The organism is Acinetobacter sp. NIPH 284, assembly GCF_000369425.1.
GTDB lineage: Bacteria > Pseudomonadota > Gammaproteobacteria > Pseudomonadales > Moraxellaceae > Acinetobacter.
This window is the reverse complement of record NZ_KB850011.1, coordinates 781,284-794,093: the sequence shown is the minus strand read 5'-3', so window position 1 is coordinate 794,093 and position 12,810 is coordinate 781,284. Positions and strand designations below refer to the sequence as shown.

General features: G+C 39.4%; 9 protein-coding genes. 2 read left to right on the top strand and 7 right to left on the bottom strand.

The features are described 5' to 3' along the window. Positions 1 to 27: 27 nt before the first annotated feature. Complete coding sequence (map, locus tag F908_RS09805) at positions 28 to 852, bottom strand: type I methionyl aminopeptidase (RefSeq protein ID WP_005161089.1); 825 nt, start codon at positions 850 to 852, stop codon at positions 28 to 30. A gap of 222 nt (positions 853 to 1,074) precedes the next feature. On the opposite strand from map, the gene rpsB reads away from it, so the two are divergent. After that, positions 1,075 to 1,827: a 30S ribosomal protein S2 gene (rpsB, locus tag F908_RS09800; protein ID WP_004661273.1), complete on the top strand. Its 753-nt coding sequence runs from the start codon at positions 1,075 to 1,077 to the stop codon at positions 1,825 to 1,827. A 137-nt stretch (positions 1,828 to 1,964) separates the two neighbouring features. After that, complete coding sequence (gene tsf, locus F908_RS09795; protein ID WP_005161087.1) at positions 1,965 to 2,843, top strand: translation elongation factor Ts; 879 nt, start codon at positions 1,965 to 1,967, stop codon at positions 2,841 to 2,843. A gap of 68 nt (positions 2,844 to 2,911) precedes the next feature. Here the strand turns inward: tsf and F908_RS09790 are convergent, their stop codons facing one another. From F908_RS09790 to ahcY, 6 genes are all read right to left on the bottom strand, one after another. Beyond that, positions 2,912 to 4,144, bottom strand: coding sequence for a multifunctional CCA addition/repair protein (locus tag F908_RS09790; RefSeq protein ID WP_005161085.1), 1,233 nt, complete (start codon positions 4,142 to 4,144; stop codon positions 2,912 to 2,914). Between the two features lie 97 nt (positions 4,145 to 4,241). After that, the gene (locus tag F908_RS09785; RefSeq protein ID WP_005161082.1) at positions 4,242 to 6,512 is read right to left on the bottom strand and encodes an NADP-dependent malic enzyme; all 2,271 of its coding nucleotides are present in this window, start codon (positions 6,510 to 6,512) and stop codon (positions 4,242 to 4,244) included. A 191-nt stretch (positions 6,513 to 6,703) separates the two neighbouring features. Beyond that, the gene (locus F908_RS09780; protein WP_005161079.1) at positions 6,704 to 9,580 is read right to left on the bottom strand and encodes a bifunctional diguanylate cyclase/phosphodiesterase; all 2,877 of its coding nucleotides are present in this window, start codon (positions 9,578 to 9,580) and stop codon (positions 6,704 to 6,706) included. A gap of 116 nt (positions 9,581 to 9,696) precedes the next feature. Then, positions 9,697 to 10,419: a 16S rRNA (uracil(1498)-N(3))-methyltransferase gene (locus tag F908_RS09775; RefSeq protein ID WP_005161077.1), complete on the bottom strand. Its 723-nt coding sequence runs from the start codon at positions 10,417 to 10,419 to the stop codon at positions 9,697 to 9,699. A gap of 21 nt (positions 10,420 to 10,440) precedes the next feature. Next, complete coding sequence (metF, locus tag F908_RS09770) at positions 10,441 to 11,277, bottom strand: methylenetetrahydrofolate reductase [NAD(P)H] (protein ID WP_005161073.1); 837 nt, start codon at positions 11,275 to 11,277, stop codon at positions 10,441 to 10,443. A gap of 74 nt (positions 11,278 to 11,351) precedes the next feature. Beyond that, positions 11,352 to 12,734: an adenosylhomocysteinase gene (gene ahcY / locus F908_RS09765; protein WP_005161071.1), complete on the bottom strand. Its 1,383-nt coding sequence runs from the start codon at positions 12,732 to 12,734 to the stop codon at positions 11,352 to 11,354. Between the last annotated feature and the right edge of the window lie 76 nt (positions 12,735 to 12,810).

Below are 12,810 nucleotides of genomic sequence, written 5' to 3'. Positions count from 1 at the left end.
GAAGTAGCTTTTCTTTAACGAAATAAATTACATAAAACGAGATAAATCTTCTTCAGGGCGAGCAGTAAGTACTTCGATGCCTGTTTCTGTTACCAAAATGGTATGTTCATATTGAGCTGAAAGCTTGTGGTCTTTAGTAACCACAGTCCATTTGTCACCTAAAAGTTTTGTTTGCCAAACCCCTGCATTGACCATTGGCTCAATCGTAAACGTCATGCCTGCTTCTAAGCGCATACCCGTACCTTTCTGACCATAGTGTAAAACTTGTGGTTCATCATGGAAAACATTGCCAATACCATGACCACAATATTCACGCACAACACTAAAACGTTCAGACTCAACATATTGTTGGATTGCATGTCCAATATCGCCAAGATATGAGCCATGTTTAACCGTAGCCATACCACGATACATGGCTTCTTGCGCAACTTGGCAGAGACGATTTGCAAGAATAGAAGTCTCTCCACCAACGATATACATCATGTTGGTATCACCGTGATAACCATCTTTAATGACTGTTACATCAATATTGAGAATATCACCATTTTTTAAAACTTTACTTTCAGAGGGAATACCATGACAAACCACATGGTTGACTGAAGTACAGATGGAATGCTGGAAAGCAGGGCGACCTGGTGCAGCGCCATAGCCCACACAGGCAGGAATTGCCTGTTGTACATTTTCAATATGGTTACGACAGATTGTATCGAGTTCTAAAGTACTCACTCCCGCTTTAATATGCGGTTTAATCATGTCTAAAATTTCAGCCGCTAGTTTTCCTGCAACACGCATCTTTTCAATTTCTTCGGGCGTTTTGATTAATCGACGAGGAGCTGTATAAGTCGTGTTCATGATCTCTAAAAACTTTTGGTAATTTGCAAGCGTCTATGGTATAAATAGCCGCCTATTTTATCAAATGCTTTTCGTGACAATTTTGCTTATAAAAGTTGTGCGAAAAACTGATGAATAGTTATCAAAAATCCGCACATATATCGTCACATTACTCTGGGTGCCTAGCAATAGGTGGAGAATGCGGATATATGGAGGCCTAACCCAAACTTTAAGGTAAAGAAAATGGCAGATTACAACGTAAGCATGCGCGACCTTCTTCAAGCAGGCGCACACTTTGGTCACCAAACTCGTTTTTGGAATCCAAAAATGCGTCAATATATTTTCGGCGCGCGTAACAAAATTCACATCATCAACCTTGAGCACACTGTTCCTGCGTTAAATGATGCTTTGAACTTTGTTAACAATCTTGCAAGCAAAAAGAACAAAGTATTGTTCGTTGGTACTAAACGTGCTGCTTCTAACATCATCCGTGAACAAGCTCAACGTGCTGGTCAACCTTATGTAGATCACCGTTGGTTAGGTGGTATGTTGACGAACTGGAAAACACTTCGCCAATCTATCAACCGTTTAAAAGATCTTCAAACTCAATCTCAAGATGGTACTTTTGCTAAGCTTACTAAACGTGAAGCTTTAGAGCGTACTCGTGAGATGGAAAAACTTGAACGAGCTTTAGGCGGCGTTAAAAACATGGGTGGTTTACCTGACGCATTATTTGTAATCGACGTTGATCACGAAGCGATTGCAATCAAAGAAGCGAAAAACTTAGGTATTCCTGTAATCGGTATCGTTGATACAAACTCTAACCCAGATAACGTTGATTATGTTATTCCTGGTAATGACGATGCGATCCGTGCAGTAACTTTATATGCATCAGCTATGGCAAATGCAATTCTTGCTGGTAAAGAATATGCTCAATCACAAGCGAATGCACAAGCTAAAGGCGATGACGCTGCAAAAGACGCTTCTGAGGCTTAATGCGGTTTGACGCAAGCTTGTCATTTTTGCGACATGTAATGGTGGCAAATTAAGCGTCGAGATTGCAAACGGTCCAGAGTTTCTTTGGGCCGTTTTTGTTGAACAGATTTATTTTCTACCGATTTTAGGAGATCAACATGACTGCAATTACTGCAAGCATGGTAAAAGAATTACGTGACCGTACTGGTCTTGCAATGATGGAATGCAAAAAAGCATTAACAGAAGCAGGCGGTGACATTGAACTTGCGATTGATAACCTTCGTAAATCAGGTCAAGCAAAAGCTGCTAAAAAAGCAGGTAACATTGCTGCTGATGGTGCGATTACTATCATCCAAAACGGTAATAAAGCAATTCTTGTTGAAGTTAACTGTCAGACTGACTTCGTTGCAAAAGACGAAAACTTCAAAAACTTCTCTGATAAGGTTGCTGCTGCTGCGCTTGCTGCAAATGAAACTGATGCTGCAAAAATTGCTGAACTTAAGCTTGAAGACGGTGCGACTGTAGAAGAAGCTCGTGTTGCGCTTGTTCAAAAAATCGGTGAAAACATCCAGGTTCGTCGTGCTCAAATCGTTGAAGGCGAAAACTTGGCTGTTTACAAGCACGGTTTAAAAATTGGTGTGGTTGTATCTTACACAGGTGATGCTGACACTGGTAAAGGTATTGCAATGCACGTTGCTGCGTTCAACCCAGTTGCTGTAAATGCAGAAGCTGTTCCAGCTGACTTGATCGCGAAAGAGAAAGAAATTGCTGAAGCGAAAGCGTTGGAATCTGGTAAGCCAGCGAACATCGTTGAGAAGATGGTAAGTGGTTCAGTTGACAAATACTTGAACGAAGTTGCACTTGACCGTCAAATGTATGTAATCGACAACGACAAGAAAGTTGCTGATGTATTGAAAGCAACTGGTACCAATGTAGCTCAATTCGTTCGCTTCGAAGTAGGTGAAGGTATTGAGAAGAAAGCTGAAATGAGCTTTGCTGACGAAGTTGCTGCTGCTCAAGCTGCTGCTGCTCAATAATTTTTATTGAATCAGTAAAAGTTAAAAAACCCAGTCATTATGACTGGGTTTTTATTTATGTTAATTTTTTAAAATTGTTCGTCATGTGTTTCTTTAAGTTTTGCTAATGCTTCAATCCGATACTGAATGAGCATTTCGCCAATTTCTGCACCTTGAACATGTTCTGGTAAATCCTGTGCTCTAATATTCCGAACAATCTCCATGGCATCCAAAATATACTGTGCTTGTGGGTAAGGGCGATCTTCTAAACCTAATCGACCTTTAGCATCGCATTCACAAGCCTGCACAAAAGCAATGACTTTTTCTGGTTTTCGTAAAACATCCAAGCGCTGTAGTAAACGCCATACAGTACCAGGTTTCAAATTTTTGATTTGATGGCATTTCAGATGTTCTTTGCAAACAATTAAAGCTAAATTTTTCAGATGTGTGGGAACTTTCAAGCGTTCACATACGTTTGTAACGGGTTCTAATCCACGTTCCTCATGCATGATATGCCGTGGTAATTCCTCAGTTGGAGTAAGTGCTTTCCCTAAATCATGCACCAAGACAGCAAAACGTACATCTAGTCCATAGTTGGCCTGACAAGCTTGTTTTAGTGCCATTAAGGTGTGTACACCACAATCTATTTCAGGGTGGTACTCTGGGCGTTGAGGAATACCAAATAATGCATCTATCTCGGGAAACAGTACTTTTAGTGCATCACAATCTCTTAATGTTTGAAAATAGATATCGGCATGATCTTCCATTAATGCACGAGAAGTCTCTTTCCATACACGTTCAGGTGTTAAAGCATTCAGTTCCCCTGAATTGGCAATTCTTTTCATTAATTGCAAAGTTTCTTCTGCAATTTCAAATCCATAACTAGCATAACGAGCAGCGAAGCGAGCAACACGTAGCACACGTAAGGGATCTTCTGTAAATGCATCTGAAACATGGCGTAGGATTTTCTGATCAAGATCTTTTTGACCACCATATGGATCATAAACTTGTCCAGTTTCATCCATTGCCATTGCATTAATTGTTAGGTCACGGCGAATTAAATCTTCTTCTAATTTAACAGTGGTATCAGTAAAAAATTGGAATCCGTGATAGCCAATGCCTGATTTTCTTTCAGTACGCGCTAGTGCATATTCTTCTTTTGTTTTTGGATGAAGAAATACAGGAAAATCCTTTCCAACGGGTTGGTAGCCTTGAGATAATAATTGTTCAGGTGTTGCTCCAACCACAACATAATCTTTTTCGTGATAGGGGCGACCGAGTAAATGATCTCGAACAGCACCGCCTACTAAATAAACTTGCATAAAAAACCTCTATTCTTCACACAATCATGCTACAGAATAGAGGTTTTCTCAAGCATTAAGCATAGCTTTTAATGTTAAAAGCTATGCTTAAACTGTATCAGTTTTGGCTTTGCTGAATTTCAGCAACGGTTAAAGCTGTCATATTCACTAGACGGCGGGTAGTTGCTGTCGGTGTTAAAATATGAACTGGTTTTGCTGCGCCTAACAAGATTGGACCAATCGTTACATTATTACCAGATGTTGCTTTTAACAAGTTGAATGAAATATTTGCAGAATCTAAATTCGGCATAATCAACAAGTTTGCTGAACCTTTAAAGCGTGAATTTGGAAATGCAAAATGACGAATATTATCATCTAATGCAGCATCACCATGCATTTCACCTTCAACTTCAAGTTCAGGAGCTTGCTCAGAAAGTAAACGATAAACTTCACGCATTTTCTGAGCACTTGGATCAACTTGATCGCTTCCAAAACTTGAGTGAGAAAGTAAAGCGACACGAGGGGTCATACCAAAACGACGCACTTCTTCGGCTGCTAAGATAGTCATCTCTGCAAGTTGTTCAGCAGTTGGATTGGTATTTACATAGGTATCGGCAATAAACAAGTTACGATCTTCAAGCATTAATGCATTGAGTGTAAAGAATGTACTACGACCTTCTTTTAAACCGATCACGTTTTTAACGAAATCTAAATGGATATCGTAGCTCGCATAAGTACCACATAGCATACCATCAGCTTTACCGAACTTAACTAGCAATGCGGCGATTAAGGTTGAACGACGACGTGCTTCACGTTGCGCATATTCAACAGTTACGCCTTTACGTTGCATTGTATTGTAGTAGTCTTTCCAGAAATCATCATATAAAGGATTGTTTTCTTGATCGACGATTTCAATATTGACACCGTGCTGTAAGCGTAAACCGAGTTTTCTGATATTGTCTTCAATAACGGCTGTACGACCAACAAGAATTGGTTTAGCCAGACCTTCATCTACAACAATTTGAACCGCACGTAATACACGTTGATCTTCACCCTCGGCATATGCAATACGCTTAGGGTCAGTTTTCGCTTGTGAGAAAATCGGTTTCATTAAGAATGCTGAGTTATATACAAACTCAGAAAGTCTTTGACGATATGCAGAGAAATCTTCAATTGGACGTGTCGCAACACCAGAATCCATTGCAGCTTTAGCAACCGCAGGCGCGATTTCTAAAATCAAGCGTTGGTCTAGAGGGCGAGGGATCAAGTAATCACGACCGAATGATGCAGATTTTTCACCATAAGTCGCAGCATCTGCTTCAATATGTGCCATACGTGCAATCGCGTGTACACAAGCAATTTTCATATCTTCGTTGATCGTTGTAGCACCGACATCGAGTGCACCACGGAAAATATATGGGAAACAAAGTGCATTGTTTACTTGGTTTGGATAGTCTGAACGACCAGTTGCCATAATCACATCTGGACGAACTTCGTGCGCATGTTCAGGTAAGATTTCTGGATCTGGATTTGCAAGTGCAAAAATAATTGGGTTTTCAGCCATTTCTTTAACCATTTCTTTGGTTAAAATTCCCGCTGCAGAAAGACCCAAGAACATATCTGCGCCAGCCATTACTTCATGTAATTGAGTCGCAGAAATATCTTGAACGTAACGTTTTTTCGATTCATCAAGTCCTTCACGTGAAGTTGTTAAAAGGCCACGAGAATCAGCTACGATAATATTCGATTTATTTACGCCTAATGCACAAAGTAAATCTAAACATGACAATGCAGCAGCACCAGCACCTGATGCAACGATTTTAATTTCATCAATTTTCTTGTTCACGATCTGCAAGGCATTCAACAATGCTGAGCCTACAATAATACTGGTACCATGTTGATCATCATGGAACACAGGAATCTTCATGCGTTCACGAAGTTTCTTCTCGATATAGAAACATTCAGGTGCCTTGATATCTTCCAGGTTGATACCACCAAACGTTGGTTCCAATGCGGCAACGATATCCACGATCTTGTCTGGATCATTTTCCGCAATTTCAATATCAAATACATCAACACCAGCAAACTTCTTGAATAGAACGCCTTTACCTTCCATAACAGGCTTAGAAGCAAGAGGACCAATGTTTCCTAAACCAAGCACGGCTGTACCATTACTCACGACGGCAACCAAATTTCCACGTGCTGTATATTTTGCAGCAGCAGAAGGGTCACGTTCAATTTCTAGACATGGAGCAGCAACACCAGGAGAATATGCAAGCGCTAAGTCTCGTTGGTTTACGAGTTGCTTGCTCGGTGTCACGCTGATTTTTCCAGGCGTAGGAAATTCATGGTAATATAAAGCGGCTTCTTTTAAAGATTGATCGTCCATCTGAGTCTCGATTGTTCCGATAATAATCAGGCATATACATGGCTGATGATTATATTAAGATAAGTGCACAAGAATATAGCACTAGTTCATGTTTTCGCCCAGTCAAAAAAGCTTATTTTCACTGAACGTATAGGCTTATTGACAATTTATATTGGGTGTAAATTAAACTGCCAAAAGCTCAAAATATGGTTTTAACTGGAATATCTTGCAATTGCTAGACGCATATGTTGCTGTAAGTATTCAGTTGCATGTACGGCAGTTAAGGGTTTGGCAAATAAGTAACCCTGTAATATGTCACAGTTTTGTCGTTTCAAATATTCACATTGCTGTTCTGTTTCAACGCCTTCAGCGACAACTTTTAAGCCAATTGTTTTACCCATGGCAATCATAGCATTAACAATCGCATCTTGTTTTGCATTACCAATTTTCGAGATAAATGCACGATCAATCTTTAAAATATCAATTGGATATTCAGTTAAATAAGCCAGAGAAGAATAGCCTGTGCCAAAGTCATCCAGTGCAATTGAAATATTACGTTCTTTCAATGCACACAAAATTGTTTTAACACTTTCAGTATTTTCTAAAAATGCTGACTCGGTAATTTCTAACTCTAAATTTTCACCTGTAATAGAGTATTCATCGAGTACAGCATCAATATCATGCAATAACTGACCACGCAAAATTTGTTGAGCAACAATGTTTACAGCAATGTGGATGTTCGTAAAACCTAGTTTTTGCCATTCTTGTAACTGTTTCGCTGCCTCATACAAGACAAATCGTCCAATATCAGAAATTAGACTGGTACTTTCTGCTAAAGGAATGAAAATATCGGGCATGATTAAACCTTTCGTTGGATGTTTCCAACGAATGAGTGCTTCAAATCCATTAATTTGACAATTCTGAGCAGTGATCTTTGGCTGATAATATACAACGAGTTCATTGTTTTGAATCGCCTTTCTCAAGTCAAGCTCTAAATCAGTATGATTAACAACGAAGTTAGTTCGCTCACTAGAATAATAGCGGATTGTATTTCCACCTAAGCGTTTGGCTTCTGTTAAGGCTTGCTCTGCATGGGTATTTAAGTTGTCAACTTGACGACCGTGTTCAGGGTAAATCGCAACTCCAATCGAAATACTGACCACATACTCTTGATTAGCGATATAAAAGGGTTTGCTAAAGGCTTCAACAATATTACTGCATAACTGATGAATTGGCGGATGTAACGGTGACATTTCATAAATGATTACAAAATCGTCTGCACTTAAATGTGAGACTAAAAGTGCATCAATATTACTGATACGCAAACGTTGTGCAACTTGCTTCAAAAGCTCATTACCCGCTTGATTGCTGAGTAATTCATTCAAGGCACGGAAACGGTCAATATTGATTCGGATAACTGCTAAATTCTGTATCGAAGCCTCATTAACCAAATATTGATGCAGTTGCTGGTGATAATAGAAGCGATTAGGTAGATCGGTCAGGGTATCATAATTGGTTAAATATGATAAACGTTGCTCTTGATGTTTACGCTCAGTTTGGTCAGAGACAATCCCGATATAATTAATCACACGATCTGATTCATCTTTTACAGCGTTCATATGGATCCAAAGGAAACATGATTTTTCAGAAAGATAAGTTTCCTGAAACTCACCTTCGTACTCATGTTCTTCGTGCAAAGTAGCAAGGATAGAAAGATGAAAATTATGATGATGCTGTTTATTTTGTTTAGTAATCTCAAAAAGTTGTTTTCCTAATATGAACTGTTTATCTAAACCCGTTAATTGTTCATATTTAGGATTAACTTCAAGATAGTGGAAGCTATCATCCAGAACAAAGATACCTTCTGAAGCCTGTTCGAATACACTCGCTGCTAATTTTAGCCGTTCTTGGTCTTTCTTTTCTTGGTTAATATCACGATGAATACCGACCATGCGTAGAGGGGTCTCATCTTTAGGATTTCTTAACATGACTTGGCCAACATCATGAATCCAAACCCATTCACCACTCGGTCGTTTAATGCGGAAAGTTTCTTCGTAACGTTTAGTTTGGCCACATAGATGTTTATAAAGTGTATTTTTAACACGTTCAAGATCATCAGGATGTACAATTTTATGCAGCAACGAATAGTGATTCTCAGAATCACGCGTAACTTCTTTACGATGAGAATTGGTAATCCCAACAGTGTTATTTTCTAAATTCCATTCCCAAGGTCGAATACCCGCAGTTTCATGTGCAAAAGCCAAATTTTGACGATGTTCCTGTAAACTATTATTTATTTCTGTTAAATCAAAAGTACGCTCGCGAACTTTTTGTTCTAATAAATGATTGTTAAATTGTAATTGAGCTTCAATATCTTTCGATTTATTCACTTCACGTTGTAATTGTTGGCAAAGTTCTTCGGTCCATTGATTGTGTTGTTCCGCCACATCAATCAGTTGCTTGTTTTTATCCAGAACCTGAGACAGGCGCTGGTGAATATTAAAGGTGGCCTGAGCACAAAGCAGGGTGGCAAAAAAGGACAGGTAATAGGCAATATAAAATAGGGTATGTTCCTGATCTCTATTTATAATTTGGGAAATCACCAGAGGGCTGATGCTTGGAATGAAGAACAGGAAGAAGTAACGGATATGCTGGGTTAAAAAAGTCAGCGCAATAATATGTGAAGAGGTGAGCAGCAAGGCGGTCAGGATCAGGATATGTGAGGCTGAAAGATTCGGGACATCCCTGATCAATAGGTAATTGATCACAATGGTGCTGATTCCCAGCAACAAACCCGTGAAAAAACAAATGGCCTGAAAGGTAATATTGGTTTTTCCAGCAAAGCGACTTGATGAATAATATCTTAATGAAAAGTGACAAACTGCGTAAAAAATGAGTAATAGTGTAAGAGTAAGGGTCATCCATGTGGTAAAGACATTCGCACTAAAGGAATAGAAAGAAGCAAATAACAGATAATCCAGAAGCGCAATCAAAAATACACTTAAAACGAATAGGCGTACGTGGTTAGGATAGTTGATCTGATCCGTATAAATAAACTGCGGAATTTTTTTTTCATGAACCCCGAGCATACAAAGAATAGTCCTTTTCATTATTTATCTATGCGTACAATCATTATTTTTTTGTAAGCACGATATAGTTTTATTTTAAATTACCCTTAAACCAGATCGAAAGCAATGCAAATACTTTATTTGGTTGAAAAGTGATAATTTAAAATTGATAAAGCTACAACTGGAGCGGTTTCAGTCCTTAAAACACGATCTCCAATACACCAGCTTTGAAAATGATTTTGGTTAGCAGCATCAATTTCTGCTTCACTTAAACCGCCTTCTGGACCAATCAATAGGGCTAAATCAGGCTGGCTATTTAGTACTACGTTTTCTTGGTCTTTGTTTGGCGCTAACACAAAACGTGATTGTGGTAGCTGTTCCGATTTTACCCAATCGGTTAAACTTATTGGTGCTAGAACATTTGGAACTTTGTTCATTCCACATTGTTCACACGCAGCAATCGCAATTGACTGCCAATGATCTAATTTCTTTTGATCACGTTCATATCTTAACCGCATTTCGCAACGTTCACTAGTCAATAATTGAATAGTTGTGACACCAAGTTCAGTGGCTTTTTGAATCGCATAATCCATACGATCGCCTTTGCTCATGACTTGGCCTAAAATTACTTTAGCAGGCGCTGTTCGATCTATAGGGTTGAATTGATCAATAGAAACAAAAGCATTTTTCTTATTAATTTCAGTAAGTGTTACGATATATTCACCACCTTTTCCATTGAAAAAGATGGCTTGATCTAGCTCTTTTGCACGAAGCACCCGTACCCAGTGATGAAATACCGATTCTGTTAATTCAATCGAATTGCCAGTATTTAATTCTGTTTCGATATAAAAACGATTCATGCTGGGTAAGGCTCGTACAAATTAGTTTAAACCAAGATCAACAACGAGTTGTCGAGTTGGCTCTGTTTGGTTCATTGAATAAAAATGGAGTGTTGGCGCACCACCAGCGATCAAACGTTCGCAAAGTTTAACAATCACTTCATGGCCGAAGGCTTTAATACTTTCGCTATCATCACCATAAGCAGCAAGTTGTTTGCGAATCCAACGCGGAATTTCTGCACCAGTTCCATCCGCAAAGCGAATCAAATTACTTGCATTGGTAATTGGCATGATGCCAGGCGCAACGGGAATATCCACACCAGCTTTAGCAATACGTTCGATGAAATAGAAATAAGCATCTGGATTGAAGAAAAATTGGGTAATACCTGCATTCGCGCCTGCATTCACTTTTTCAACAAAACGTTGAATGTCACCATCAAAGCTATCAGCTTGCGGATGCATTTCAGGGTACGCAGCAACTTCAATATGGAAATGATCACCTGAATGTTCACGGATAAAGCGAACAAGATCTTGAGCATAAGGTAATTCGCCAAGACCAACTTGACCTGAAGGTAAATCACCACGCAATGCTACGATGCGGTCAATCCCTTGTGATTTATATAAATCTAAGAGCTCAGCAATACGAGCTTTATCATCGCCAATACAAGAAAGGTGAGGGGCGACGGGCGTACCTTTGCCATTAAAATCATTAATGGCTGCTAAAGTGCGTTCACGAGTAGAACCACCAGCACCATAAGTAATGGAGAAAAACTCTGGGTTTAATCGCTGTAATTCTTGGTGAACGATACGTAGCTTTTCAGCGCCAGCATCAGTTTTTGGCGGGAAAAATTCAAAAGAAATAGGAACACGTTTCGTCATTTCAAATCCTTTTTTAATCGCTTAGACATTATTTTAGAAAAAAGAGCAGTCCGTAAACGTCTGCCCTGATTTTCTTAGTATTTATAAGCGTCAGATTTGAATGGACCTTCCACAGGAACGCCGAGGTAATCTGCTTGTACTTGAGTCAATTGGGTGAGTACACCACCAAAGCCAAGCACCATTGCAGCAGCAACCTCTTCATCTAATTTCTTAGGAATCAGTTCTACACGGATTTTCGCAGCTTTTTGATCTTCAGGAAGATCGGCAAATTTCTCAGCGAACAAGTGCATTTGACCTAACACTTGGTTAGCAAAAGAACCATCCATAATACGTGATGGGTGACCTGTTGCATTCCCAAGATTCACTAAACGCCCTTCAGAAAGAAGGATTAAGTAATCATTTTCATTTTCTGAACGATACACTTGGTGAACTTGAGGCTTAACTTCAACCCACTTGTAACCACGTAAATATGCAGTGTCGATCTCTGTATCAAAGTGACCGATGTTACACACTACAGCACCTGCTTTTAATGTATCAAGCATTGCAGCGTCACAAACGTGGTAGTTACCTGTTGTCGTTACGATAAGGTCAGTGTTTTGAAGAAGGTCAAGGTTGATGTCTTCTTTCTTGCCTGTTTGAACACCATTTTTGTATGGAGATACAACTTCGTAACCGTCCATACATGCTTGCATTGCACAGATTGGGTCAATTTCAGTAACACGTACAATCATACCTTCTTGACGAAGTGATTGTGCAGAACCTTTACCTACGTCACCGTAACCGATTACAAGTGCACGACGACCAGATAACAACATATCTGTACCACGTTTGATCGCATCATTTAGAGAATGGCGGCAACCATATTTGTTGTCGTTTTTAGATTTCGTTACGGAATCATTTACGTTGATTGCAGGAACTTTTAACGTACCATCACGTAACATTTCATACAGACGTTGAACACCTGTTGTTGTTTCTTCTGTTACACCGTGGATTTTTGCAATCACTTCAGGGTATTTTTCGTGAACAAGTAGCGTTAAATCACCACCATCATCAAGAATCATGTTGGCATCCCAAGGTGTGCCATTTACATTGATTTGTTGTTCAAGACACCACATGTATTCTTCTTCAGTTTCGCCTTTCCAAGCAAACACAGGAATACCCGCAGCAGCGATAGCAGCAGCAGCGTGATCTTGAGTAGAGAAGATATTGCATGATGTCCAACGAACTTCAGCGCCAAGTTCTACGAGTGTTTCGATTAAAACTGCAGTTTGGATTGTCATATGAATACAACCCAAAATTTTTGCGCCAGCAAGTGGTTTAGTTGCTGAATAACGCTTACGTAAACCAATCAAAGCTGGCATTTCTGCTTCAGCAAGTTTGATTTCTTTACGGCCGTAGTCAGCAAGAGAAATATCAGCGACTTTATAATCTGTAAATGAAGCAGTAACCGCGTTCATCAGGATCTCCTAGAAAAATAGTATGGATCATTCTGTTCGCGGATGCCGTTGTTGGTTAGCACGAGCGTCTAACCGA

What these genes read in the sequence shown, in the direction of transcription:
- F908_RS09790 (WP_005161085.1), bottom strand. Translation starts at nt 4,144, where the DNA reads ATGCAAGTTTATTTAGTAGGCGGTGCTGTTCGAGATCATTTACTCGGT.
- F908_RS09785 (WP_005161082.1), bottom strand. Translation starts at nt 6,512, where the DNA reads ATGGACGATCAATCTTTAAAAGAAGCCGCTTTATATTACCATGAATTT.
- ahcY (WP_005161071.1), bottom strand. Translation starts at nt 12,734, where the DNA reads ATGAACGCGGTTACTGCTTCATTTACAGATTATAAAGTCGCTGATATT.
- metF (WP_005161073.1), bottom strand. Translation starts at nt 11,277, where the DNA reads ATGACGAAACGTGTTCCTATTTCTTTTGAATTTTTCCCGCCAAAAACT.
- F908_RS09775 (WP_005161077.1), bottom strand. Translation starts at nt 10,419, where the DNA reads ATGAATCGTTTTTATATCGAAACAGAATTAAATACTGGCAATTCGATT.
- map (WP_005161089.1), bottom strand. Translation starts at nt 852, where the DNA reads ATGAACACGACTTATACAGCTCCTCGTCGATTAATCAAAACGCCCGAA.
- F908_RS09780 (WP_005161079.1), bottom strand. Translation starts at nt 9,580, where the DNA reads ATGCTCGGGGTTCATGAAAAAAAAATTCCGCAGTTTATTTATACGGAT.
- tsf (WP_005161087.1), top strand. Translation starts at nt 1,965, where the DNA reads ATGACTGCAATTACTGCAAGCATGGTAAAAGAATTACGTGACCGTACT.
- rpsB (WP_004661273.1), top strand. Translation starts at nt 1,075, where the DNA reads ATGGCAGATTACAACGTAAGCATGCGCGACCTTCTTCAAGCAGGCGCA.